Annotated in this window: 24 protein-coding genes and 1 pseudogene; 8 read left to right on the top strand and 17 right to left on the bottom strand. The window is 55.4% G+C overall.

Translation table 11 applies throughout. From position 1 onward, the window contains the following. The first annotated feature begins 3 nt into the window (after positions 1 to 3). Positions 4 to 1656, top strand: coding sequence for a hypothetical protein (locus ACXAF0_RS06495; protein WP_475345005.1), 1653 nt, complete (start codon positions 4 to 6; stop codon positions 1654 to 1656). Between the two features lie 95 nt (positions 1657 to 1751). Next, positions 1752 to 2153: a hypothetical protein gene (locus ACXAF0_RS06490; RefSeq protein WP_475345003.1), complete on the top strand. Its 402-nt coding sequence runs from the start codon at positions 1752 to 1754 to the stop codon at positions 2151 to 2153. A gap of 13 nt (positions 2154 to 2166) precedes the next feature. Here the strand turns inward: ACXAF0_RS06490 and ACXAF0_RS06485 are convergent, their stop codons facing one another. The 4 genes from ACXAF0_RS06485 to ACXAF0_RS06470 form a co-directional block, all read right to left on the bottom strand. Beyond that, on the bottom strand, positions 2167 to 2721 hold the full coding sequence (locus ACXAF0_RS06485) for a prolyl hydroxylase family protein (protein WP_475344998.1): 555 nt from the start codon (positions 2719 to 2721) through the stop codon (positions 2167 to 2169). A gap of 141 nt (positions 2722 to 2862) precedes the next feature. Then, positions 2863 to 3510 carry an ATP-binding cassette domain-containing protein gene (locus ACXAF0_RS06480; RefSeq protein WP_475344995.1) on the bottom strand — a complete coding sequence of 216 codons (648 nt, stop codon included), beginning with the start codon at positions 3508 to 3510 and terminating at the stop codon, positions 2863 to 2865. A 3-nt stretch (positions 3511 to 3513) separates the two neighbouring features. Further along, positions 3514 to 5199, bottom strand: coding sequence for an ABC transporter permease (locus ACXAF0_RS06475; protein ID WP_475344990.1), 1686 nt, complete (start codon positions 5197 to 5199; stop codon positions 3514 to 3516). Positions 5200 to 5205: 6 nt separating this feature from the next. Further along, the gene (locus ACXAF0_RS06470; protein ID WP_475344986.1) at positions 5206 to 6447 is read right to left on the bottom strand and encodes an ABC transporter substrate-binding protein; all 1242 of its coding nucleotides are present in this window, start codon (positions 6445 to 6447) and stop codon (positions 5206 to 5208) included. A 191-nt stretch (positions 6448 to 6638) separates the two neighbouring features. On the opposite strand from ACXAF0_RS06470, the gene ACXAF0_RS06465 reads away from it, so the two are divergent. Together ACXAF0_RS06465 and ACXAF0_RS06460 are read left to right on the top strand one after the other, a co-directional pair. Continuing rightward, entirely contained in the window at positions 6639 to 7373 is a 735-nt protein-coding gene (locus ACXAF0_RS06465; protein ID WP_475344982.1) for a TerC family protein, read from the top strand. Beyond that, complete coding sequence (locus ACXAF0_RS06460) at positions 7373 to 7852, top strand: YbaK/EbsC family protein (protein ID WP_475344978.1); 480 nt, start codon at positions 7373 to 7375, stop codon at positions 7850 to 7852. Before ACXAF0_RS06465 ends, ACXAF0_RS06460 begins: the two co-directional genes overlap by 1 nt. Before the next feature lie 12 nt (positions 7853 to 7864). On the opposite strand, the gene ACXAF0_RS06455 is transcribed toward ACXAF0_RS06460, so the two are convergent. Together ACXAF0_RS06455 and fliI are read right to left on the bottom strand one after the other, a co-directional pair. Next, entirely contained in the window at positions 7865 to 8293 is a 429-nt protein-coding gene (locus ACXAF0_RS06455; RefSeq protein ID WP_475344974.1) for a hypothetical protein, read from the bottom strand. A gap of 23 nt (positions 8294 to 8316) precedes the next feature. After that, a complete protein-coding gene (gene fliI, locus ACXAF0_RS06450) occupies positions 8317 to 9927 on the bottom strand; it encodes a flagellar protein export ATPase FliI (protein ID WP_475344971.1) in 1611 nt (536 codons plus the stop codon). 407 nt (positions 9928 to 10334) lie between these two features. On the opposite strand from fliI, the gene ctrA reads away from it, so the two are divergent. Further along, positions 10335 to 11030, top strand: coding sequence for a response regulator transcription factor CtrA (gene ctrA, locus ACXAF0_RS06445; protein ID WP_008891622.1), 696 nt, complete (start codon positions 10335 to 10337; stop codon positions 11028 to 11030). 99 nt (positions 11031 to 11129) lie between these two features. Here the strand turns inward: ctrA and ACXAF0_RS06440 are convergent, their stop codons facing one another. From ACXAF0_RS06440 to ACXAF0_RS06410, 7 genes and pseudogenes are all read right to left on the bottom strand, one after another. Further along, positions 11130 to 11777 carry a methyltransferase family protein gene (locus ACXAF0_RS06440; RefSeq protein ID WP_475344968.1) on the bottom strand — a complete coding sequence of 216 codons (648 nt, stop codon included), beginning with the start codon at positions 11775 to 11777 and terminating at the stop codon, positions 11130 to 11132. 592 nt (positions 11778 to 12369) lie between these two features. Further along, a pseudogene (locus tag ACXAF0_RS06435) lies at positions 12370 to 13179 on the bottom strand (CheR family methyltransferase); the annotation flags it as partial. Between the two features lie 9 nt (positions 13180 to 13188). Further along, positions 13189 to 14853: a chemotaxis protein CheB gene (locus ACXAF0_RS06430; protein ID WP_475344967.1), complete on the bottom strand. Its 1665-nt coding sequence runs from the start codon at positions 14851 to 14853 to the stop codon at positions 13189 to 13191. A gap of 70 nt (positions 14854 to 14923) precedes the next feature. Then, positions 14924 to 15289 carry a response regulator gene (locus tag ACXAF0_RS06425; protein ID WP_167724902.1) on the bottom strand — a complete coding sequence of 122 codons (366 nt, stop codon included), beginning with the start codon at positions 15287 to 15289 and terminating at the stop codon, positions 14924 to 14926. Between the two features lie 82 nt (positions 15290 to 15371). Then, a complete protein-coding gene (locus tag ACXAF0_RS06420) occupies positions 15372 to 15878 on the bottom strand; it encodes a chemotaxis protein CheW (RefSeq protein WP_475344965.1) in 507 nt (168 codons plus the stop codon). Positions 15879 to 15895: 17 nt separating this feature from the next. Beyond that, the gene (locus ACXAF0_RS06415; protein WP_475344963.1) at positions 15896 to 18604 is read right to left on the bottom strand and encodes a hybrid sensor histidine kinase/response regulator; all 2709 of its coding nucleotides are present in this window, start codon (positions 18602 to 18604) and stop codon (positions 15896 to 15898) included. A 143-nt stretch (positions 18605 to 18747) separates the two neighbouring features. Further along, positions 18748 to 19353: a histidine phosphotransferase family protein gene (locus tag ACXAF0_RS06410; RefSeq protein ID WP_475344961.1), complete on the bottom strand. Its 606-nt coding sequence runs from the start codon at positions 19351 to 19353 to the stop codon at positions 18748 to 18750. 294 nt (positions 19354 to 19647) lie between these two features. Between ACXAF0_RS06410 and ACXAF0_RS06405 the strand changes: the two genes are divergently transcribed. The 3 genes from ACXAF0_RS06405 (at position 19648) to moaA (ending at position 22021) form a co-directional block, all read left to right on the top strand. Continuing rightward, a complete protein-coding gene (locus tag ACXAF0_RS06405) occupies positions 19648 to 19833 on the top strand; it encodes a DUF3553 domain-containing protein (RefSeq protein ID WP_475344960.1) in 186 nt (61 codons plus the stop codon). A 151-nt stretch (positions 19834 to 19984) separates the two neighbouring features. Then, on the top strand, positions 19985 to 20797 hold the full coding sequence (locus ACXAF0_RS06400; RefSeq protein WP_475344958.1) for a hypothetical protein: 813 nt from the start codon (positions 19985 to 19987) through the stop codon (positions 20795 to 20797). Between the two features lie 225 nt (positions 20798 to 21022). Then, on the top strand, positions 21023 to 22021 hold the full coding sequence (gene moaA / locus ACXAF0_RS06395) for a GTP 3',8-cyclase MoaA (RefSeq protein ID WP_475344956.1): 999 nt from the start codon (positions 21023 to 21025) through the stop codon (positions 22019 to 22021). Here the strand turns inward: moaA and ACXAF0_RS06390 are convergent. The 4 genes from ACXAF0_RS06390 to ACXAF0_RS06375 all read right to left on the bottom strand — a co-directional run bounded on the left by ACXAF0_RS06390 (position 22018) and on the right by ACXAF0_RS06375 (position 25880). Then, the gene (locus tag ACXAF0_RS06390; RefSeq protein ID WP_475344955.1) at positions 22018 to 23754 is read right to left on the bottom strand and encodes an ATP-binding protein; all 1737 of its coding nucleotides are present in this window, start codon (positions 23752 to 23754) and stop codon (positions 22018 to 22020) included. The genes moaA and ACXAF0_RS06390 overlap by 4 nt on opposite strands. Before the next feature lie 9 nt (positions 23755 to 23763). Further along, positions 23764 to 24822 carry an SIR2 family protein gene (locus tag ACXAF0_RS06385; RefSeq protein WP_475344951.1) on the bottom strand — a complete coding sequence of 353 codons (1059 nt, stop codon included), beginning with the start codon at positions 24820 to 24822 and terminating at the stop codon, positions 23764 to 23766. Between the two features lie 108 nt (positions 24823 to 24930). Continuing rightward, positions 24931 to 25389, bottom strand: coding sequence for a GIY-YIG nuclease family protein (locus tag ACXAF0_RS06380; protein WP_475344948.1), 459 nt, complete (start codon positions 25387 to 25389; stop codon positions 24931 to 24933). Beyond that, the gene (locus ACXAF0_RS06375) at positions 25386 to 25880 is read right to left on the bottom strand and encodes a glyoxalase superfamily protein (protein WP_475344944.1); all 495 of its coding nucleotides are present in this window, start codon (positions 25878 to 25880) and stop codon (positions 25386 to 25388) included. The genes ACXAF0_RS06380 and ACXAF0_RS06375 overlap by 4 nt, the downstream gene beginning before the upstream one ends. Positions 25881 to 25955: the final 75 nt, after the last annotated feature.

Below are 25955 nucleotides of genomic sequence, written 5' to 3'. Positions count from 1 at the left end.
GTCATGACGCTCCCGCCACAAGCAATATCGCCCGGCCCGGCCGTCGGTGGACATGCTTCGGCGAGCAGCTCGGCCGGGCAAGCCAATCAGGGCTCCGTTCCTGCACAGATCAACGCGACCGTTACCGGCGCGACGTCCCAACAGGTCGCCGCAGCCCTGGCAAAGCTTCCGGTCGAAACCCTGATGCAGGCATCGGTTCAATCGCAATCGGGCAATCAATTGACCCTTGCCACCGCCCTTGGATCGGTCACGGTCAAGGTCCCCACCCCGCTTCCGGGGAACTTGGGTGATCTTTTATGGGCCCGTATCCCCACAACCAATAGTGCCGCCGGACAAACCGCAAATACGGGTAATCCGGCCGAAGGCATGCGCCTGCAACTTCTGCCCCAAACCCTGACGCCCGGGGGATCCGGGGTCACGGGCGGTGTCGCCAGTGGCAATATTGCCGCAAGTACACTGACACCGGGCCAGACATTCAGTGCAGTGACCACATCCATCCTGAACATGCCCAATGGCACCCAGCTGCCAGCTGGCAGCCAGACACAGGTCATCTTCCTTGGCCAGGGCACCGTAACCCCGCAACAGGCCGCCAACGTCATGGCGTCCGTCAGCAATGCCAGCACAGCGGCCGGAATGGCTGCTGGCGCAACCGGTGCTGCGGGTGTTGCTGGCGGTTCGGCTGCCGGGATGGCCCCGACCATCGCCGCGCAAACTGCCGGCGGACAGGCACCAGTTGGCACATTGATGCTGACCGGTACGGTCCTGCCCCCTGATAGTGCCGAAGCCCGCATGCTGCCGCAGGGCTTTACCGCCCTTCGCACCTCGGCCGGCATTGTTGGTATCAAACTGCCGGTGCCTGCACCCACCGGTGCGACCTTGTCCTTTAACGTTGATCCATCCGGGAGCGCCAAGCCATCCTTATCTGCGCCCATGACCGAGGCGCAATTGATCGCACGCGGTCAAACTGCGGCCCTTACCCATGACTGGGATAGCCTGCACAAGGCTGTCAGCGCTCTTCAGCAACATGATCCCGGTGCGGCCCTTAGCCTGCTGAACAACATTCCGCAAGCTGGCCCGAAACTGACCACGACCATGATGTTCTTCTTTGCGGCCATGACGGGTCAGGGCGGCAATTTACGCGGCTGGATCGGGGATCGTGCGGCAAACAGTCTGGCATCGCTTGGCGATCTGGATGGCGGCGGGCTCAAGAAACTTGAAGGCGACTTTGGTCAACTTCGCAGTATCGCGGCTGACGACAGGCCGGACGGATGGCGCGTGATGACCATGCCGTTCAATATGGGCGACAAGATCGAACAGCTTCAATTGGGCTGGCGTCACGGGGATCAGGAAAACGATCCCGACAAACCCGAAGATCAGGGCACCCGTTTCCTGCTGGATCTGTCCTTCAGTGTGGTTGGCCACACCCAGCTTGACGGCTTGGTCAAGGGCGAGGACAGCAAGTTTGATCTGATCATCCGCACCGAAAACCCGCTGCAATCCCATAACCGCGATGACATTCGCGGCATCTTCCGCGAGGCCCTTCAGATTTCCGGGTACAAAGGCCATATCCAGTTTCAGGATGGATCACGCTTTGTCGAAATCACCCCGGTTGCCGATGCCGACGGACCAAATTCCCATCACGGGATTGAAGCATAGGTGCGAACAAGCGCCATCAGCTTGAAATGAATGCTTTTCCTGTTCGGGGTGCGGTCGTATCCTTGATCCCTTACTTATGACAACGGTTGGAAGCCATGCTTGAGATTTATCAGCGCCGTAATCTGATCCTGACCGAACCGAACCCGGGTCTGCGGATTGATTACGTCGTCACCCTGCAAAGCAATCTGACCGGTACCAAGGATGTCTTTCCCGCACGCCTGACACTGCGTTATGTGCCCGATCGGCTGATCCTTAAAACCAACAGTCTGGCCGAATATTACGCCGAGATTGCCAATATCGAGTTTGAGAATTTCGAAGCCGCCGCCGTTCTGTTGATGGATGATTTCAACAACGAACTGGTGCCGCGCTGGATAAGCCTGCGTCTGGATAAACAGACCGCTGACAATGATCAGGTCTTCCACCACGAAACCGCCCTTGAAGACCGCCAGCCCAAATGGGGCAACCCGCGACTTCTTGATCGTCTAGAACGTTACTGATCCGTTTTTCCGATCAACGGAACGGATTGCCGTGCACCCATTGGGTCAGGGAATACCGTTCGCCCGCCGTGGTTGGGGCCACGCGGTGCAGGACAAAGCTTGGAAAGAAGATCGCTGTTCCGCGTTCCATCGGCGCATCAATAAAATGCCCCGCCGGGTTAAGCTGCAACTGCCCGCCCTCATACTGATCAGGCTCGGATAGCTGGATCACCATCGTCAGTTTGCGCCGCCGCGCCACGTCAGACGCGCCAACGTCACTGTGCCAGTCATAATGCCCGCGCAAGTCACCGGCATAACAGGCAATCTGGGCGTCCTCGGCAAACTCGGTCAGCGAGAAGTCAAAGACATTGCGGTTCACATCGGCCACAAGGTCGATGATCTGGCGGCTCACAACCGGTTCCTGTTCTTCGTTAAACCAGGTGATTTTTGATCGGCGGATGTGGGTCGCGGTTTGCCCCTGTACCAGGCCGCCTTCATCCATCTCGTGGGCGAAACCAGCGATCAGACGGTCACAGGTGGCTGGATCCAGCGCATCCGGGACAATTGCAAACATTTCTTCAGGGAACATTGACGACATCCTCCATGCCGCACGGGTCTTTTGATTTAACGTCTCAGACCCAAGACAATTCTTTGCGGTAAGATGCTATAGGACCAATCAAAGGGTGATTCCACAAAATTCGCTGCATGCCATCGTTGCATTATCGTGCGCTTAATCCAACGCAATCACCCGCCCGCCGGCGGCCTCGCCATCGTCGGGATCATGGGTCACCATCAGGGTCGGCAGGCTGTTCTTGCGACAAAGATCAAACACGAAAGACCGGATTTGGGACCTCAATCCGCTATCAAGTTTTGAAAAGGGTTCATCAAGCAAAAGCGCACAGGGTTCGGACAACAGAACCCGCATCAAGGCCACGCGGGCCCGCTGCCCGCCCGAAAGTGTTGCCGGATCGCGATCATAAAACCCGTTCATTTCGGCACTGCTTAACGCCGCCTGCACCCGTGCACGGCGATTGGCCCGGCCCGTGATGTTTGCAGGCAGGGCAAAGGCCAGATTGCCGCCCACCGACAGATGCGGAAACAACAGATCATCCTGAAACAGAATGCCGACATGCCGATCCTGTGGTGACAAATCATCAAGGGCCCGACCATCTAGCACCACCTGCCCGGAAACATCAAAGGCATCCGGCAAAGTGCCACAGATATGGCCGAGCAAACTTGATTTGCCCGATCCGCTTGGCCCCATCAGGGTGACGATTTCACCCGGCGCGATCGCAAGGTCAATCGCGACCAGTTCGCGACCATCCAGGCGAATATGCACATCGCGCAGTTCCAAACCGTTTTTAACTGCCTCAGGCATTCATCATCCCTTGTTCTGTGCACCCATGCCGCGCCGATGGCGGAATAATACCGCCGGGATCAGCAAGGCAGCAGCAAAGCCCGCAAATGGCAGGACCATCTGCAGTAATCCATAAATGCCAATCATCCGCCGGTCCCCACCAGATGCCAGTGCGACGGCCTCTGTCGTGACCGTGGCAAAACGCCCGGCTCCGATCAACAGCGTTGGCAAATATTGTCCGACTGTCACGGCAAGCCCGACGGCCGCCGCCGTCAGAACCGCACGGGTCAAAAGCGGCAAGCGCACGTGCCAGAAGACCCGTGCTGGCGACGCGCCAAGACAAAGGGCGGTTTGCCCATAACGCGGATCAAGGGCGTGAAACGGTTCCGAGAGGGACAAAAATACATAGGGTGCAACAAACACCAGATGCCCTAGCACGACCGACAGTAGCGTGCGCTCCAACCCCAGCAGGGTAAAGAACACCTGCAAACCAAACATGAAACTGATCTGCGGCACCAAAAGCGGCAGGTAGATTAACAGCATCGCCCGTCGCCCGGCTGCCTTGCCCGTGCGAACCTCGTTTTCAAGACAGGCCAGAACCAGTGTCACGGCAACCAGAACGGCCGGAACACCGATCAAAAGTGTCGTCGTCAGGCTGCCGCCAATCGCATCCAACTCGCGCGCCCAAAGACGCAAACTAAACCCGCGCGGCAACAGATCGGGGAATGCCCAGAACCCCGCCACACTCCAGACCAGCAGCACAATAAGCCCCAGCACCACCGCACCGGCCGCGACCAGCGCCATCGTGGCAGCAAGCCCACGCAAAGCACCATCTTTCTTGAAGCGATGCCCGTCCTCTGCCCAATAGCGCCCCAGGGCGGCAATGATCCGCTCGCCGCCAATCCAGATCCCCATTGCCGCCACAACGATCAAAAGCTGCAAAACAGCGGCACTCGATGCCATGAACCGCAAGCCCAGATCAGGATCGGACAGCCACCCCAGAATACGCACGGCAAGCGGGGCCGGGGTCGTCGGGGCCAGAATGATCGCCACATCAACGACCGAGGTCGAATAGGCCAGCACGGCCAGAACCGGCAAACGGATTTGCGGATAGATGCGTGGCAAGGTTGCCTTGAACCATCCGGCAATCTTGCCATAGCCAAGTGTTGCCGTGACCTGTGCGGTGCGGTCTGTATCGGCCTGCGGCAGAGCGGAAAGCGTCATGAGGAAAAGAAACGGGATTTCCTTGGCCACCAGGCCCGCAATCAGCGCCATGCCCCACGGGTCATGAATGATGGCGATATCGGGGGGCCGATCCCATCCGGCGACCTGTGCCACCACGCGGACGATCCAGCCCGATGGCGCGATCAGAAAGGCCAAGCCAAACGCCGCCGTCGCATGCGGCACCGACAGGATCGGTGACAATACTCGCTGCATGGCATGAAAGATGCGCGTGCCCTGCCAGGCGGCGCAAAACAGCATGACAATCGCAAGTGATATCGCGGTTGCGATCAAACCATTGACGAAGGACAGACGAATGGATGTGCCAAGGCCGGGCTGCGCAAGCAGTGCCTGCCACGGATCAAGGCTTGGCGTGGTCCCGCCAAGGGCTGGCAATATCCCGAATGCGGGCAACAACGTTCCGATCAGCCCGGCAGAAACCGGGCCGATCATCAGAACAATCGTCAGGATCGGGATAAATCGCAGCATGCGCGATTATTGCACAACGCCGTAACGTTTTTGCCATTCGGTTTCGACCAGCGACATCCAGCTTGGATGCGGTTCGGGCAGAACCGTTCCGCGCTCAGAGGGCGCAAGCGATGCAATGCCAAGATCAAGATTGGCAAAGGCGTCCTGCATATCCTGGGGCAACTTATCCATCGCCAGAACCGTATCCGCACCCCAATATTGCGGGTCCTGCTTGCGCAGCTGGGCCTCAGGCGACATCAGGAAATCGGCGAGCACAACCGCGCCGGCCTTGGCCGATGCGTTATAGGGAATGGCGACAAAGTTGGTATTGCCAAGCGTGCCGTTTTCAAACACGTAGGAGCGCACAGTATCAGGAAGCTCGAACGCCTCGATCGCAGATGACACCTCGCCAGAACTGAACGAAAAAGCGATATCGACTTCGTTATCAGCCAGAAGGGTGCGCATAGACGCCCCGTTCTGCGGATAAGCCTGACCATCACGCCACAGAAGCGGCTGCAAATCTTCCAGATAACCCCAAAGCGGTGCGAGGGTGGCCTGGGCATCCGTTTCATCAGCGGGCTGTTGCAAAACGCTTGGATCTTCCACCAGTTCGGTCAGGATCTGTTTAAGGAAGGTCGACCCCATGTAATTGGGTGGCTGCGGATAGGTAAAGCGCCCCGGATGTTTCACCAACCATTCCAGCAATTGCTGGGCTGATTTCGGGACATCATCAAGCTTGGCCGTATCGTAATAGAAACTGACCTGGGCCATGCCCCAGGGGGCCTCAAGCCCGTCGGTCGGGACGGTGAAATCATTGACCACGGTGGGTTTGCCTTCGACATCGACATAGGCGAAATTCGGTGTCTGTTCGGCCCACGGACCAAACAACAGGTCATTGCGCTTCATCGCGGCAAAGTTTTCGCCGTTAATCCAGATCACATCGACCGCCCCGCCGTCATCAACACCGGCAGTCTTTTCCGACAGAACGCGGGTAACCGCATCGGCGGTATCGGTCAGTTTGACCTGCACGACTTCCACGCCATAACGTTCGCGGACCTGTTCACCCGCCCAGGCGATATAATCGTTGATGCGCGGTTCTCCGCCCCAGGCATGCCAATACACAGTCTGTCCCCGCGCCTGATCAAGAACCGATTGCCAGTTGCCGACATCCGGGGCCGGATCGGCCTTTGCCGGGGCGGACAGTGATGTCGCAGCAATACCGGTTGCCAACGCCAAACCAGAAACGAAAGTGCGCAATCCTGACCGCATCTTGGACAATCCTTTTACCTGATGACCACAGCCTTGCCTGAATCTCAGCCACAACTGCTTGTTTGATTTTATACCCATCAGTTTTTCAACAGACAGCGCATAAAATCAATTCACGCTTGCGTTAGAACCGGATCAAACACACTTTATCTGCAATCATTTACTGCCCCTTTGGCCTGTTAAGGACGGTTGCGATGTTTGAATGGATGAGTGACCCGAACATGTGGATGGGGCTTGCGACCCTGACCGCATTGGAAATTGTCTTGGGTATCGACAACATCGTTTTCCTGTCGGTGATCGTCTCCAAACTTCCGCAAGAACAACAAGCTTCGGCACGTTGCATCGGACTTTTGGCCGCAATGGGGATGCGCCTGGCCCTTCTGGCCGGGATCGCATGGGTCATGCAGTTGACCCCCCCGCTGTTTTCAGCATTCGGGCAGGAAGTCAGCGGACGTGATCTGATCCTGATCATTGGCGGGCTATTCCTGATTGCCAAAGCATCCAAGGAAATCCATCACACCATTGACGAACCCGAAGAACACGGACCGGGCAAAATCATGTCGGGTTTCGCCATGACCATCGTACAGATCATGTTGCTTGATATCATCTTCTCGCTTGATAGCGTGATCACCGCGGTGGGCCTCGTTGATCAAATATCCATCATGGTGATTGCGGTGATTGCCTCGGTTCTGGTGATGCTGGCAGCTGCCAAAACCATTGGTGACTTTGTCGAACGAAACCCCTCTGTCAAAATGCTGGCATTGTCGTTTTTGATTTTGGTGGGCTTTGTTCTGTTGCTCGACGGGGTCGAAATCCATGTTCCGAAAGGCTACATCTATTTCGCAATGGCCTTTAGCCTGTCGGTCGAAACGCTTAATCTTTTGAACCGCAAACGCAAACTCAAACGTCGCGCACAAGAGAATGGCTGATGAAAAAGGTTTCACCACCGCAGCGCCTGCAAAATGCCTTTGCCAGGCAAAAGCTTGATCATGTCGAGGTGTTCGAATTTCCCGCCGGCACACGCACAGCATCGGACGCGGCAAACGCCATTGGCTGCGACGTCAGTGATATCGGCAAGTCGCTGGTCTTCATGACCGAAGCGGCCCGCCCGATCCTGATCATCATGAACGGTGCGGATCAGGTCGACCTCAACAAGGTAAGTGCGCTGTTGGGATTATCGATCCGCAAGGCTGATGCGACCGAAGTCCGCGAACATACGGGTTACGCCATTGGCGGTGTGCCACCCTTTGGTCATGCCCACGCGGTTGAAACGCTGATTGATGAAAAATTGCTGACCAAGAAAACCGCCTGGCTGACGGCTGGCACGCCGAGTACGGTTGTCTCGCTAACGCCAGATGAGTTACGCGACGCGACCACCGTTGAAACAGGTGTGGCGATTTCTGCCTAAGGCCTCTGAGCCTCAGACCAGCCCATCATCACGTGTGGCTGACCGGGCACCGATTTCATCAAGCTCGTCCTGTTCTTTCTTTTCTTCTTCGGCGCGCTCTGCCTCAACCCGGTTATGTTCGGCGATTTCGGCCGTTTTGAGTTCCTTGAAGGCATCGGCGACTTCTTCGCGAAAGGCGTCGATCTTTTCTTCCTGCTCGGCAATCATTTTCGCAATCGCTTCGCGTTCGGCAATCACGGCATTGGCAAAACCGCCATAGGCGAAACCGGCAAGTTCCGGGTTTTCGGCCGCAACCTTTTGTTCGGCCAGAACCGCTTTCTCAAGCGCGTCCTTTTCAGCTTCGAGATTGCCCAAAACACCCAGCATTTCGCCAAGTTCGCGCTGCTTGTCATCAAGCGCCCATTTGCGCATGCGCACCAGTGTTTTGAAGTCCTTGGCCATGGGTTACCCCCTAGGATCCGCAATCATTCTGATGCCCCGCCGGGTGCATCATTGCCATCCGGACGCAATGCCCGCTTGGCCTCGTTCAAATCCTTGCCGTTCTCGCGTTTCGACCGGCTCTGCACCTTGGGGCCGCGATTGATCTTCGGCCCGATTGAGGGCGGTGGCGCCGGACGGGCAGCCGGCATTTCGGCTGCTGCCCCGGCTTGTTGCGGACTGGCCGCGGCTGCGGGTTGTTGAGCAGCCTGTCCTGCAGGTGTCGCCTGCTTACCTTGGGCCGGAGCCTGCTGTTCCTGGGATTCCTCGGCAAGGAGATCAAGCCGGCGCGCCAGTTCGATATAGCCTTCATTCAGGCGCGTACATTCCGTCTTGCGCTGCTTAAGGAATTCCTCGATCAACGGGAAGTAATGAATGGCTTCATCGACCTTCGGATCGGTGCCCTTGCGGTATGCCCCCAAACGGATCAGCTCAGCCATGTCGTCATAGGTCGCAAGCAACTGCCTGGCGCGGGCAACGATCTGGTTTTCTTCCTCGTTGTTACAGCCGGGCATCGTACGCGACACACTGCGCAGGATATTGATCGCCGGATAACGGCCCTGCTCGGCAATCGAGCGATCCAGCACCACGTGGCCATCCAGAATACCGCGCACCGCATCAGAAATCGGTTCGTTGTGGTCATCGCCATCGACCAGGACCGTAAACAGTCCGGTGATCGATCCCTGCCCCGGTCCACCCGGTCCGGCACGCTCAAGAAGACGCGGCAATTCGGCAAAGACGGTCGGCGTATACCCCTTGGATGCCGGCGGTTCCCCGACCGAAAGGCTGATTTCACGCTGTGCCATGGCAAAACGGGTCACAGAATCCATCATGCAAAGCACATCGCGCCCGACATCACGGAAATATTCCGACAGCGCCATGGTCATATAGGCCGCCTGACGGCGCATCAATGGCGGCTCGTCCGAGGTGGCCACGACAACAACCGACCGGCGCAGGCCTTCTTCGCCCAGATCATCCTCGATGAATTCGCGGGCTTCACGGCCACGTTCGCCGATCAGACCGACGACCGAGACATCTGAAGTCGTATGGCGCGTCATCATCGACAGCAAACTTGATTTACCAACACCCGACCCAGCAAAGATGCCCATACGTTGCCCGCGACAACAGGTCAGAAACGTATTCATCGCGCGAATGCCAAGATCAATCTTGCCGGCAACACGTTGGCGCGAGTGCGCGGATGGCGGCATATTGCGGATCGGATAGGGACGGTTGCCTTCGGTCAGCGGGCCTTTGCCATCGACGGGCTCACCAAAGGCATTGACCACACGGCCGAGCCAACTTTCATCGGGATAGACCTGTGGCTGGGTATCGCCAAGCTCGACTTCGCAGCCGATCCCGATACCATCGAGAATGCCAAACGGCATCAAAAGCGCGCGTTCGTTGCGGAACCCGACAACTTCGCAAATCACCGGTTTGCCGTCGCGACGCTTGACCTTGCAGCGGTCGCCAACCGACAGCGCGCCTTCCACCCCGCCAATCTCGACCAGCAGCCCCAAAACAGCCGTCACCCGTCCGACCACGCGATAGTCGGGAATGCGGCGGAGTTCTGCGACAATGTTGCGGCCAATCTGAAACACGGGCGGTTCTTTTCAGCAAAATCGGTGGAAACAACTCTTTTGACACGGAAATTTACCCCATCGCCCCCTCAAAGGGGTGGCAAATCGCACCGCGTCGTACCAAATATATTGTCATAACCGGTATTAAAAAGCCGTGTAGACGACAAAACCCGATTTTTTTTGTTGCATGAGGCTTTTGCGATTAACGCCGCAAACCGTTGGGAAAACTCGCGTTCCGGTCCCGAGTCGCTTCTTTGGATGAAAAAAAGTTAACGAGTTGCGACTCGGCTGCTTGCCACGAGTCGCAAAGCAACGTATCGTTAACGGAATGGGGAAAAAATTTCCTAATACGCGACAATCGTTGGGGCGCTTGTCGACTAACCGGATCAACACGGACTTATTGCGGAACACGGTAACGGAGCAGAAACATGCGGGTGCTGCTTGTTGAGGATGACAACACCTATGCTGACAGCATCGAATTGATGCTGAAATCAGAAGGCATGGTGATTGACACCACCGACCTTGGGGAAGACGGTCTCGAGATCGGCAAGCTTTACGATTATGACATCATTCTTCTGGATCTCATGCTGCCAGACATTGACGGCTATGAGGTCTTGAGACGTTTGCGCGACGCACGCGTTGAAACACCGGTCCTGATCCTGTCGGGTCTGACCGAAACCGAAGACAAGGTCAAAGGCCTTGGCTTTGGCGCAGATGACTACCTGACCAAGCCTTTCGAAAAGACCGAGCTTCTGGCACGCGTACAGGCAATCGTTCGCCGTTCGCGCGGTCATGCCCAGTCGATGATTTCGACCGGCAAGCTTAACGTCAACCTGGATGCACGCACCGTCGATGTTGACGGCAAACCGCTGCATCTGACCGGCAAGGAATATGGCATCCTTGAACTGCTGTCGCTGCGCAAGGGCACGACACTGACCAAGGAAATGTTCCTCAACCACCTTTATGGCGGTATGGACGAGCCGGAACTCAAGATTATTGACGTCTTTGTCTGCAAACTGCGCAAGAAAATCCAGTCTGCGACCAAGGGCGACAACTATATCCATACGGTTTGGGGTCGGGGCTATGTGCTTCGCGATCCCGACACCAACAGCGCTGCGGCCTGACATTCGGGATTTCGGTTTCAGGCCTGCCTGACGCCGCTCCTTCAGTGCCCGCTATACGAAAAACGCCCCGGACTGCACCGGGGCGTTTTTCGTTTCTGGTTATGGCAAATAGACCATCGGATCGATCAAACCGATCACCTGCAGGTGATCAATCAGCTCAAAAATCGGGATCACCAACAAAAAGACCAGCCCATCGCGCAAGGTTCGCACGAGAAGCTGTGGGCGAACCGCGAGAATTTCCGCATCCTGCCAGGCACCAAATCGTGGCCCGAAACGCGGCACGCGGGCCTTGTATTCCAAGAAGGAAGCGCCGAACAATTCCGCCAAAGCGCGTTCTTCGCGCAGGATCACTGGCAAGAAAATACACAGCGTACCCACCCCGAACAGGGCAGCAACCAGAAAACTGCCGGTTTGCGCCCCGATGCCGGTCGCCCCGATGAAGCTGAACATGTAAAGCGGGTTTCGGCTGATCGAATAGGGCCCGATATCGGTCAATTGACGGGCCTTGCGCCCACCAATGTAAAGCGTGCACCAGGCCCGCCCGGATATGGCAAGCAGGATCAGGACGATCCCGCCAATCTCGACACCTTCATGGGTAAACATTTCCACCCGGCCAAGCGATTGCATAAGTGGAAGCGCACACAGCACCACAAGTGCAATACCGGCAATGGCAAGTTTGCGCCGACGCTGAACCCGGCTGAGTTCGCGACGCGGTGCAGAAATGGAATTTGATGGATGTGCGGTCATTGGGCCTTCCCGAGTTTCTGGTCAACAGAACAGTCGGCAAGGAACCAACTGTCAGCTACTTCTTGTCGTCCGGCTTTCCGAAACGGGACCGATCAAAGGTCGTGGACGGGCGCGTGGTTCCGCTGGAGCCACTTGTATTGCTGCTGCCTGTCCCAGGCCGCTGTGTCGTACCGCCCGTGCCAGCACCGGTTCCGGTGCCAAGTGGACGGCGATAAGTCGACCCGGTGGTTCCCGTCGTACCAGTGGTCCCCGGACGCGTCGTCGAACCCGTACCGGTCGAACCTGACGGTCTGCTGAACGCACTGCCTGTCGTGCCGGTACCGGTCGTCGGGCGGGTGGTCGATGACGTGCCGCCCAGCGGCCGTTGGGGCGTCTGCGTACCGGTTGTCGTACTGCCAGGGCGTGTTGTTGCTGTGCCGGCTGTTCCGGTTGCCGGGCGGGCCGTGGTGCCGGTCGTGGCAGCGGCACCGGTTTGCATGTGCTTGGGCTTCGGGAAGGCCAGACCACCTGCGGCAGCGCCTCCCGCTGCACCACCGGCAGCAGCCCCTGCCTGCACCTTTTCAAGCGCTGTCAGATCAACATCCGGTGCGCCCGGACGGTTCAGCTGATAGATGCCCCGTTGGCGGGCAAGCGGTTTGAATTTGTCGGAAATACCCAGAACCGTCTCGGCCCCGCCAAGGAACAGGAAGCCGTCATCTGGCATCAGGGCCGAAATACGCGACAGGACATCGCTTTTGGTCGGCTGATCGAAATAGATCAGCACGTTCCGGCAATAAACGACGTCAAACTGCCCCAGCGGGCGGAAATCTTCCAGAAGGTTGAATTCCTTGTATTGAACCTTGGAGCGGATATCTGACGAGATCTGCCACTGGTCTTCCTTCTTCTGGAAGTATTTGACCAGAAGCCCAATCGGAAGGCCCCTTTGGACTTCAAACTGGGAATAAAGACCGACACGCGCCTTATTGAGGATTTCACGCGAAATATCGGTACCGATAATGTCAATCCGCCAGCCAGCAAGCTGGGATTTGAACTCATCAAGGATCATCGCCAGCGAATAGGGTTCCTGCCCGGAAGAGGCCGCCGCACACCAGATGCGCAGGTGTTTCTTCGGCGCACGGGCCTTGATCATGTGCGGCAGAACCACATGGCGGAACTGATCAAACGGTTTGGTATCGCGGAAGAAGAAGCTTTCATTGGTCGTCATTGCGTCAACGACTTCTTCGACCAGATTGCGGTCGCCACCGCGCAGCGTTCCAATCAGCTCTGTCAGGTCCTTGAGACCCCGCTTGCGCGCAATCGGCATCAGCCGGCTTTCGAGCAGATAAGTCTTGTCCTGGCTCAAAACGAGCCCGGACTTTGACTTGATCAATCTGCTTACGAACTCGAAATCATCCGGCTTCATCATTGTGGGTTAACGACCCCCCGCAAATTTTTTGATATAGGCCGCAATGCCACCAACTGGCAGAACCGCGGAACAGATACCGGCATGCGCTGCCGCACCTGGCATCCCCCATACAACACTGCTTTGCTCATCCTGCGCGACAACCATGCCCCCGGCATTGACCACATCACGGCCGCCAAGCATACCATCCTGCCCCATTCCGGTAAGGATTGCAGTCAGAATGTTTCCTCCGTAACTCGCCACCAGACTACGCAACATCGGATCAACCGACGGACGACAGAAGTTTTCTGGCGGATTCTGGTTCAACATCACATGGCGACTGCCGCCGCGCCCTTCTACGGTCATGTGGTAATCACCGGGCGCAAGGTAAACCTGTCCGCCGACAATTGGCATATTGTTTTGTGCTTCCTGGCATTTCAGCCCGGTCAAACGCGTAATATGTTCGGCCAGAATGGTGGTAAAGGTAGCTGGCATATGCTGGGTGATGAAAATCGGCTGACGCACACCATTGAGACCACGCAGCACTTCAAAAAGCGCCTGTGGACCACCGGTCGAGCTTCCGATGGCAATTGCTTCGACATTCACGCGTTTTTCCGGCAGCAAGGAAATACCACCACGCGGCGCTGCCTGGCGTTTTGCCGGGGCTGGTGCACTTCCTGACCGGGCCTGCTGGGCACGTGCGCCTTTTTGCGGCGCGGGTACAGCCGGGCGTTCGGGCGGCGGTGCGGATCGCGCTACGGGCGCGGCGGGCGCAGGGCGCACTGCCATCTTCGGCGCATTTTTCGGCTGACCACCTGCGGCAATCGCGGCATCACGGATCAACCGCCCCGGATCGCGTGACGGCGTCGCGGACCGACCGCTTGCGGTCGTCGGTGCGGCGGCTGCTTTCGCGGCGGGCACATCGCTTTCTGGCGCAGGCGCTGCCGGATTTGCAGGTGGTGCCGGTTGCTGCGGATGAGGCGTCTGACGCATTTGCATCGGCTGAGGACGCTGTTGCTGCATCGGACGCGGACGCAGTTCTGCGGTAAATCGCTTGCGCTGAATGCGGCCCTGCTTTTGAAGCTGCTGGTGTTCGACCGACATCTGGGCACGGAATGTCGCGGCCTTGCCATCGGATGGCGCATCTTCGGAGCTTTCCGCCGCGTCATCTGGCGAAGCCGGTTTTGCAGCAGGTTCTGCTGGCGATTCTGGTTCTGGCGCTTGTTCGCGCTCTGCGGCAGCAGCCTCTTCGACTTCAAGCATCTTGCGACGCTGTTCAGCCCAGGCTTTTACCTTATCAAGAAGCTCCTCGCGGAACCCTTCACCAACATTCAGATCCTTTGACGAGCTTGGCTTGGGGATGTAATCCACCGCGCCAAGTGTCATCGCCTGGAAACTGATATCGGCATTTCGTTTGGTGAGGGTAGACGCCATGATCACGCGGACGGTCGGATCGATTTCCAACAGTTTTGGCAAGGCCGTCAGACCATCCATGACCGGCATTTCGATGTCCAGCACGACGACTTCGATGCCGCCGCCTTCCATCACTGCCAGTGCTTCTTCGCCATTATTGACCGATCCGACGACGTCAATTTCCGCGTCTTCGGCCATCATACGTGTCACAAGTCCGCGCACGATGGCGGAATCATCCACGATCAGGACTTTGTATGGCGAATGGATAGGCGTCTCTTCCACGTAGTAGCGTCCCCGCTTGATTAAGGAGATCCGTTATTAAAGGCGTGCAGGTTCGCGTTGATCAGTCGACCTAGATCAGGCCGACCTGTTCAAACTTGGCCTGAATGATCTCGCTATCGAACGGCTTCATGATGTATTCGTTCGCGCCAGCGGTAATGGCTTCCTGAATGTGTTCAAGGTCGTTTTCAGTTGTACAGAACACGACGACAGGATCATCGCCACCTGGGGATGCGCGAAGCTCACGCAGGAATTCAATCCCGCTTTTGACTGGCATGTTCCAGTCGAGCAGGACCGCCTCGGGCATGGACTCAAGGCACCGATCAATGGCCTCCTGACCGTCCACTGCCTCCACAACCGCAAATCCCATTTCTTCGAGGATGCGGCGTGCTACCATTCGGATGACTTTCGAATCATCGACGACGAGACAACTCTTCATCGACTTCCTTCTCGCTTACTTAGATCGTTAAGCCACAATGGCAGGAACCGGGCGCCTTGCGCGCCCGGCATGGAAATTCAGTTTAACCGGCTTGCTTGACGGACGACGTGAAGTCAAGCAGGCGGGTCACATCAAGAATCACCAGAAGCTTTTTATCGAGACGGAAAATACCGTCCGAGAATTCGCGCCAACGCGGATCAAGCGTTGCCGGGTTCTGTTCGAACGCCTTTTTCGGAACGCTGAGAACCTCGCCAACCTGATCAACCATCAGGCTGTAAAGCTCGCCGCCTTCATCGACAACGATGCTCATCCCCGGTTCGTCATCTTCCTTGTCACGCAGACCAAGACGTTTGCGGACATCAATCGCCGTCACAATACGCCCGCGCAGGTTCAGAGAACCGGCCACTTCGGGCGGAGACAGCGGAATACGGGTGATGCGTTGCGGACCCAGAACATCCTGAACCGTCAGGACCGGGATACCGAAAAGCTGCTTGCCAATATTCGCGGTAACGAAATCCTGGCTGTCACCACCAAGTTCAAGGGCGCCGCCTTTTTCCTGGCTCGGGACGAGTGCGTTTTTATCGCTCATAGGACTTTATCTCCCGCTTACATGCTGCTCAGTGTCTGGATCAGGGTCGAGACAAGCGCATCACGATCAAATTTGGCCACATAGTCGCTGAAACCGACCTGGCGACCGCGTTCGAAATCTTCCTCGCTGGTGTGCGAAGACAGGGCAATAATCGGAATTTCGCCCCACTCTGCATCATCCTGCAAGGCCTCGGCGAATTCGAAGCCGTTCATGCCCGGCATTTCGATGTCACTGATGATTGCGTCAAACTGGTTACCACGGTTTTTAAGTTCCATGGCCTGTTCGGCGTTTTCAACAGCCGTGACATTGAAGCCTGCAACCGAAAGCATCGGGGTCAGCAGGTTACGGAAGAACGGGCTGTCATCAATCAACAGAACACGTTTTTTCTCGCCGCCGCTTTCCTCTGTGCCGAACCAGTCGCTAAACGCCAGTTCAAGATAGTAACCGGCATCAATAAGGTCGGTTGCCTTGCCATCAATCACGGCCGAACCAACCAGACCGTCCTGATCGGCGGTCAATTCAACATTGAGCACGTCATCAACAATATCGACGATCTCGTCAACAACCAGACCCATGGTGCGTTCGCGATCCTGGAACACAAGCGTCGGCTGACGTCCTTCTGCCTTCATCTGGTAACTGCCATCGATAAAGACAAGAGGCATCAGCTTGCCGCGATACTGGACCAGCGGACGGCCGTTCGAATGTTCGATATTCTCGACATCGATCTCTTCAAGACGGGCAACCAGTGCCAGCGGAACCGCACGCACTTCATCGCCACCGGCCCGGAAGACCAGCATCGAGGTTGTTTCGCGATCCGATGCATCCTGCTTGGCCTTGCCTTCAACACCCTGCGAACCACCAACTGTGATTTCGCCGGTGCGGGTCGCAATGCCGTTCGGATCAAGGATCATGATCACGCTACCATCGCCAAGGATGGTGTTGCCCGAGAACAGCGACAGATCGCGCAGGATCGGCGCCACCGGCTTGACAACGATTTCCTCGGTGTCGAAGACGCGGTCAACGATGATACCAAACGAGTAGGTGCCGACCTGTGCGACGACGATGAATGCTTCTTCATCAAGCGAATCATCGGTGGCGTCGCTGTTATCAAGCCCAAGAATGCGTTTAAGCGTGACCAGCGGCAGCAGACGGTTACGCAGGCGCAGGACTGGCGTATCGTGAATGCGTTCGATGGAATGCTCGGAATTGTTCGATGCACGGACAAGTTCCAGAACGCTGATCTGCGGAATGGCAAAGCGTTCGCCGCCACTTTCCACGATCAGGGCCGAAACGATGGCCAGGGTCAGCGGGATCTTGATGATAAAGGTCGAACCACGGCCTTCGACCGATTTCAGTTCAACCGTACCGCCGATCTTTTCAATGTTGGTACGCACAACGTCCATACCCACACCACGACCGGAGACCGAGGTCACCTTTTCCGCCGTCGAGAAACCGGCCTTGAAGATGAACTGCTGAATCTGCTGGTCGGCCATGCCTTCCAGTTCGCTCTCGGTGGTCAGGCCATTGGCAATCGCCTTGGCCTTGATGCGCTCAAGGTTCAGACCGCGACCATCATCGGAAATCTCGATGATGATGTGACCACCTTCGTGATACGCATTAAGCGTAACCGTACCGGTTTCAGGCTTGCCGGCATCACGACGGCCCGGAATGTCTTCCAGACCATGGTCGGCAGAGTTACGCACCATGTGGGTCAGCGGATCCTTGATCAGTTCAAGAACCTGGCGATCCAGTTCGGTGTCGGCACCGATCATCTGCAGATCGATCTTCTTGTTCATTTCAAGGGCAAGGTCGCGAACAATACGCGGCAGCTTCGCCCAGGCGTTGCCGATCGGCTGCATACGGGTCTTCATCACACCTTCCTGAAGGTCGGTGGTGATGTGCGACAGGCGCTGCAGCGGCACGGTGAATTCACTATCATCCTTGCCGCGAACCATCTGCAGGAGCTGGTTACGGGTCAGGACAAGCTCGGAAACCAGCGTCATCAGGTTTTCAAGCAGCTCGACATTCACGCGAATGGTCTGGGCTGCAACAGAGCTTTCCTTGGTCTCGCCGCGCGGGGCTTCTGCCTTGGCCTTCTCGGCAGGCTTTTTGGCCGGTGCGACTTCCTGGGATTTCGCGGCTGCGGGCGGTGCTGCCGGTTTTGCCGGGGCTTCCGGTTCCGGTTCGGCTGCAGCAGCCGGTTCGTCAGGGACTTCGAAGTCCGGATCGTATTCTGCGGCGTCAAAAGCAGCCTGCAGTTTTTCGTCATCCGTCATTTCGACTTCTTCAGCCGCCGGTTCCTCTGCCGCCGGCGCGGCTTCGGCGGCCGGCGCAGCGCCCGGAATTTCGCCGGTATCTGCAAAGTGGTTCAGACGGGCGATCAGTTCGGCGTCGTTGCCGTCCGGCTCGGCTTCGTTCTGCTCGAGCTCGCCCAGCAGGTACTTAATCGTGTCAATCGACTCAAGGACCAGTGTCACGGCATCTGCGGTAACGACCAGTTCGCCGTCACGGATTTTACCGAGCACGTTCTCGCCAGCATGGGCAACAGCCTCAAGGCGCGGCAGGCCAAGAAAGCCGCACGTCCCTTTAATGGTGTGAACCAAGCGGAAAATGTTGGACAAGATGTCCGGGTCATTCGGGTTCTGTTCAAGCTTCACCAGCTCGACGTCAAGCGTCGAGAGACTTTCCGAAGTCTCGGTCAGAAATTCACTTAAAAGATCGTCCATATACCCCCTCCAAAACTCCAACAATCAATTGCTTGCCGGAACTGGAACTCCCATTAAAACGTCGACAGACTAGAACCATACTATACATCGGTATCTTACGTAGAAGCTATCACACGCTATTACCAGACCTGCAGGTCAAATTTTTATCCATAGATCAATGCAATATTTCCGTCCTGTTGCAAGACCGAAAGCACGCCACCGCCGAGTTTAGCCAGTTTTCGCAAGAAAAATGCCTGAACATTGCGCGGATCGAGTGCATCTGCAGAGACTTCTTTTTCCAAAACATTCATGATTTCAGGACGCAACGCTGCTCTTTTGCCCTCGCCCAGAACCGTTACCCTGTCGGAGTCGCGCATAACAGACAGCGTTCCACCAAAAGGCAATGCCTCACGGGCAAGCATAACCATGTTTAATACGATTCGCCCATGCGATGGATCAATCGGAAGATCGGGCCATTCCAATGTTACCTTTCCCTCGGCGGCATAAGTCAGTCTTGCGGCTTCGCGCATCGCACCCGTATCGGCACTGCTGCCCGCCCGTCCAAACGCCAATCGGAAAAGCTGCAAGCGACGCGCGGCCTCAAGTCCGCTTTTGCGCATAAGCGCTAGCGCCTCGTCATCGCCAACCCCGTCTTCACCCATCAATTCCGCCCCGGCATTGACCGCGCCCACCGGGCCAACAAGATCATGACAGATCCGCGAACTGATCAACTCAATCAGCGTCAGTTCAAGGGTGGCATCCTCTACCATAGCGCGGGCTCTCCAAGGTCTTTGCATGTCTTCATCGCATCATGTCCCCAAAACATGATGCCCCATCGCAAACAGCCTGATCACATCAGACAAGCTGTCTGCAGAAGCCACAAGATTGCCCCCGATATATTAAGAGCTTATTTAGCACGCTCGAAAATCAGGCCTTTCCGACCCGGCAAATTTTTCCCCATGCCAAACTCGGCCGTTTTTGCTCCACGACGCAACAGCCGTAAATTGCACGCACACCGCAAACAACCTATATTGAACTCAGCAACACAAGATACAGAGTACCAAATGGATTTCTTGCTGACGCCGGGCGCCATCGTGCGCCATCCCGACCAACCCGACTGGGGATTGGGCCGTATTCAGGCCGTCGACGGGGATCGAATCGCTGTCAATTTCGAGGAAGCCGGTCGCCAGATCATCCGCCCGAGATACGTGGTGCTGGAAATCGTCGAAGCGGCGGGCGGCTACGAATAAGCCACCCGATCACGACAGGTCAGGAAGACCGACACTTGGCACACAGATTGCTCAGATTGTTAATGAATTCACGATATAAGATGGACTCTATCAAACGCTGGATAGATGAACCTGACATGAGCAAAACAGTCTTAAGAAGGTCTCGAACCCCATGATCGCAGTCAACAAACCACCCCGTGACAGCTTCAAGCAGCGCCACCATGCCGCTGCCTTTACCGTGCTGGAACAATTTGCCCACAGGCTTGTGCTTCATGCCCGCAACCACGGTGGCACCATTACCGAGGAACAGATCCTCAAGGCCGTTGATGGTCTGCGCGACAATGAAGAACTGTTTGATAATGCATGGGCGGTGTTCGAGGCCGATCTCGAAGTGATCAAGGCCCGCGAACATGCCGCAGTCCGCCATGATCCGTTTGGCCGTTTGCTGGTGTCACGCTTTGATCATCTGCTTGAAGGCAACGAAGCGGGCGATACCGAACATGGCGCGTTGTCTCGTACCATCCTGCAGCCCTTCTTCAAGGTCATTCGCATGATGGTCGGCATGGACATGCTTCAGGAAATCGACCGCGAAATTCATGAAATCATCGAAGCCCACGCTAACGAAGATGATGATTTACGCAATCCGGCTGAATATTGGGATCACCTTGCCAAGGCGCCGGAAGTACGGTCGCGCGTCAATCTGGTGTTTGCGCGTATGGCCCTTCATTTCAGCAACTATGAACACCGCAAGAAATGGCTGATCCAGCTGGTCAATGACAACATGACCCAGGGCGAAGAACGTTGGGAATTCACCGAAGCCCATTGCATTCGCCTGCTTGACGCGCTGTTTGCCGATGTCCGCAAAACACTTGCCGTGCCGGAACATTCCGCCGAGCTGGTTGCCAAGATGGGCAGCGAAGATGTTGCAACGCTGCGCGAAGTCGTCAAATGCATTGATGCGGATGTCGCACGCCTTTCGACCTGATCGACCAGACCGAAAGACCGAAAACCCAAAAATCAAAGCCGCCCCCGGTTTCCAAGGGAACACAGGGCGGCTTTGTTCGTTTTCACCTGACGGAAAGGTGATCACGCAAGATCGAAACAGACTGGTCAAACCCCCGTCTGCTATGCGACAGTCGCCTTATAAAGGTTAAAACAAGAACCATTATAAAAGCCCCGCAAACCCGAGAGTACGGTCTAAATCGCCACCATGACCAAGCCCCTGATCGACAAATACGGCAGACATGTCTCTTACCTGCGCGTTTCGGTAACCGACCGCTGTGATTTCCGCTGCACCTATTGCATGGCGGAAAACATGACCTTCCTGCCGAAATCCGAAGTTCTCTCGCTCGAAGAACTCGATCAGCTTTGCACGGCTTTCATTACCCGTGGCGTGCGCAAACTTCGCCTGACCGGCGGCGAACCGCTGGTGCGCCGGGGCATCATGGATCTGATTTCCAATCTGTCGCGCCATCTTGAAACTGGCGCGCTTGATGAATTGACCATGACCACCAATGGCAGCCAGCTTGCCACCTATGCCGATGATCTGGCGCGCTTGGGCGTGAAACGCCTCAACATCTCGCTTGATGGTCTGGATTCCCAGAAATTCACCGAAATCACCCGCCGTGGCCGCCTTGAACAGGTGCTGAACGGGCTTGAAGCCGCCAAACAGGCCGGGATTTCGATCAAGATCAATACGGTTGCGCTGCGCAACTTCAACGAAGATGAAATGTCACGCCTCGTCGCCTGGTGCGGCAAGGAAGGCTTTGACCTGTGCCTGATCGAAACCATGCCGCTTGGCGACATCGATGGCGATCGCACCGACCAATATCTGCCGCTGACCGCTGTGCGTGAACGTCTGGAACAGGAATACACCCTGATCCCGTCCGACCACGTCACCCCGGGCCCGGCCCGCTATACCACCGTGGCCGAAACCGGCGGCCGCCTTGGCTTCATCACGCCGCTCACCCATAATTTCTGCGAAGGCTGCAACCGCGTGCGTGTGACCTGTACCGGCACCCTTTACATGTGCCTGGGTCAGGAAGACCACGTCGACCTGCGCGCCGCTCTTCGAACCGGCGACCCGCGTGCGCTTGATCAGATGCTTGATGCCGCCATGGACCTCAAACCCAAGGGCCACGACTTCGTGATTGACCGCAAAGGCCAGAAACCGGCTGTTGGTCGGCATATGAGTATGACCGGAGGCTAACTGTCCAGTTTCTTTGTGCTTTGTCGCTGCCAATTGCGAACTGCCTGAGCTAGGTCCTCACGTTTATCGTCACTGCTCCATTTCCCCCAAAATGGAACAGTAGCGCTGTTTGGCTTTAACCTAGGCTCGTGTACTTTTACTCGGGCTGGCAAAAGGCTGGCATCGCCAACTACAAGGGCCTCCCCCGTATCGAGAGCAGGAAGTATATCCGCGTAGCCACCTAAGTTTTCCGGAAGCAAAGCTTTAATTCTATTCTGGTCTTCGGTGTTAGTAAGTCGCATAGCTACAAAGTTATTACACTGGCTCAGAACAGTTCTGTTCACTTCTGAAGGTCGTTGACTAATTACAACTAACCCAACACCGTATTTTCTGCCTTCTTTGGCAATTTTCTCAAAAATATCAATCGAGATTTCGGAAGCAGCATCGGCCACAGATCTATCCGGTATGTAATTGTGGGCCTCATCGCAAAACAAGGCTATCGGCTGCCGATTTTCACTCAGGGTCCATTGTTGTAATGCAAACACCATCCGCGCAACCAAACTAATGACTAGCGGTAAGATGTCTGATGGCACTTCCGAGAAATCTATAACTTTGACCCCACCACCTTCGACTTCTTGCTCACCAGCACTTGAGGTAAGTGCTAGCGCAAGCTTATTCAGGTAGTCGGATGAATTATCTCCTCTAAACAAGAAGCCTAATCTTCGATCATTAATTTTGCTTTCAAACCTTGCGACGAGTCGAGTTAGCTTACCGAAATATGGTCCCTGCTTGGGTTTCCCCGCAGAACCAGCAACCATCTCAACATCTTTTTCCTTTAACGCTTTTAGGACTTTTTCCACATCGAATGGAACGGGACTATCCAGCGTGAAGTTGGCAAGCACTTCTTCATCCCCGCTATCCTTCAAAAAGCTCTCTTTGGACTGACGTATCAACTCAGTCATCATGACAGTCTGGTTTGGAGCGTTCGAATCAGAACGATCCACAAACATCGGCACGATAGCTTCATATGACAGTAACCAGTATGGCAAATATATCAGACCATCCTCGATGCCCTTACCATCACCGAGGTCACCTGGTCCTGCCACTTTAAGGTGACGGAAACCTTTCTCTCTCAGAGAACCATATTCGCCATGAATATCAAAAACCAAAGCATTTCCGTTGCTCAAACCCGCAACCTGCTCAAGTAACTGAGCAGTAGTCCATGACTTTCCCGAACCCGTGCTTCCTACTACAACCGCATGTCTCTGAAAGAAGCGATCGCCATCCAGATAAGCCTCTGCGACGTCATCCAAGGTGTAGACGCCAATTTTCAACGGGGACGTGCTTTCATCAACATCTGTGTTTGAAAGCACGCGCATAAAACGGGTCAAGGCCTCGTTTTCAATCGCATAACAAGCAGCATGTATTCGGGGTACCGCTTCAATGGATCTTGTGAAGACATTTTCCTGTTGTTTGCGTTTATCGAACAGAGTTCCGATCAAGGCAACTTTCACTAAGTTTTGGATTGGAGACGCTTCGATATCTTCGACTGCGTCCGAGACCAGCTCTTTGCGAGTAATTTTCTGGATCATTCCCACCAGGTGCTGTCCCGCAATGCTCTCCAAAGCGACCAGCCTATTAACTTGCATACTTGTTAGCGCTTGATCGTTTTCGACATCGATCACAACCGTAGTCGTATCAACCGAGAAGACGCGCCCTAAGACATCACTGTCATCAAAGGAAAATACTGCCATTGAACTCACCTAAACTACTTCATTCATAAAATGACGGAGATCCCAAAAACTATGTGCTTCAATTTCAAAGCCAGCACGATCAATATGACTGAAGCAGCGAGTAGATACTCCCGTACCTTCCTCGAGTATTAGAAACTGGATCTCATGCTCCGATTTCAGGAATATCTCGCGAACCCTGTCAGTAATTTTCTTGGTTAGAAGAACTATGGGTATTTTTTTCGTCTTTGCTCGCTCTAGTAGCTTTGTCTGAATGTGTTCGTCGTTAAAGCCATAACCCACGCAAAAAAATCCATTGGCATTCGATAGTGTGTAGTCGGTATGAGCTAAAATATCACGAAGAGGAGCCATAAGAACTTCCTCACTCTTACGCAAACTAGGCGGGACGATTAGGGCAGAATGGTCTACTGGAATTTTATCAACTCCGATCAGCCTAACAGGCTGCTTTGAAGAATTCATAAACCAATCCAAAGATCCATGAACTTTTAGTATTTCAACAGTATTCTGTTGCACTCTTTTATTTGACTTCCAGAACTCCAACGGCGGAGAAAAACCCAACCATTTCCCAAAGTATGAACCATGAAATCCTGTCCATGCACAGGCATCAACACAGTCCACTGCATACTCCGGTATTCTGTCATAATTAGTTGTAACTATAGATATTTTTCTGTGATGACTTCTAAATAAATAAGTAATTAGCTTGCACAGCGGTATGTGGGTTTTGTCGGCAATAGCGAGGCTTCGTACTATTTCCTCGGGACCCTTTACACATTCCCAAGTAAGCAATCTGAGTGTGTTGTAAAGTTCCTCATGCCTCCACAACAGAGCCTCATCAATGGCCTGCTCAAGCCCTTGTTCAAATACTACTTCTTTGAATCTGGCCCATACATCTTGAGCATCTGCAGGGACACCAAGATCTTCGATTTTTTCGATCAAATAGTCAGCTAGTTCGCCCATCGTTGGCAAGCTATGTACGGCCGAAGCACCACTACCAACCACCAACACTGGATGCTCTGCGAGGCACTTCTGACTGAAGTCAAAAACCCAATCTGCTTTTGCTTTGTCGTCCATAGCCCCCCCGAGGATTACAAGTAGATGTACAATATCCTATTTAAACAGGCACAGAAGGACCACTACTCTTAAGAGTTGCAAATAGCTAAATACTTTTGGCTTTAGCTCTTAGAGCCAAGATCCAATGCTCCCAGTCGCCATTGGGATTTCCCCGCCCGATGCATTGATCAGATGTGATGCGCAGTCGCTACAGTCGCTGCTGCCAAATCCCGGAACCGGAACCTGCGTATCTGGTTCCTGCAAGGCAGCCCGCAGTTGGCATTCATTCCCGCCCGGTACCACCAGCACTGAAACCACTTTTCCGGCCCCGGCTGAGGTCAGCACATCGACATGCCCGTGGGGTTTCTTGTCCGGTTTGCAGTGGCGTTTGACGCGCGCAGCAATGCCGCCGGGGCCGTTGGCCGAGCCGCAATAAAGGTAAGTCCCTTTGGGCAGGGTCGTTCCGGCAAAGCGTTTGTTTTTCAGGGGCAGGTCAGAAGTAAGCTCGATGACCAGAGCGTAGGCTCCGGCAACTTTTGGAAGCTGCCGGAGGGTTTCGTCATTTATCTCTTTGATAAAGATGCTCACGCGCGGGCGGGTTCTTTCAACAGCAGATCAATCGAAAGACCGGGAGCAGCCATGCCGTTGGTCAGGACCGGTTCGCAATGTTCATTAATCCGCGCGCCAATGCGTTGGCGAAAACCGGTAAACCGTTTTGACGCGACCACATCCACCGGCTCGTCCAGATGCACCTCAACCCGAAACACGCCCGGTGTCGCGGTGGCGGTGATACTGCGAATAAGCCCGGTCACCGCATGGCCGAGATAAGACCCGGCAAAACGTTTACCGATACCAAGGTCCGACACACTGGTCGGGATATTGCGCCTTGCCATGGCAATGGCGGTGTTCCAGTCACGGTAACCGTGGCTTTGCGCGAGAAGTTCCAGTGAACCGGTATGCGAAATGGATACGTCACGCGCAGCCAAAGCCTTGCGCAGACGTTTTGCCTGTGCCTTGAGCGCCTCGGTCGTATCAGCCTGATGATCGGTAGATCCGATATTAAGCGTATTGGAAGTCATTATTCGTCTCCACGCAGGAGGCCGGGGGTCCGCATTGCCGGGCCGTACCCTGATCGGGAAACGGGTCCGAAAAAT

It is taken from the genome of Thalassospira sp. ABD4_177 (assembly GCF_056160125.1).
The sequence above is the reverse complement of the archived record's forward strand: the minus strand, read 5'-3'. Positions and strand labels throughout refer to the sequence as shown.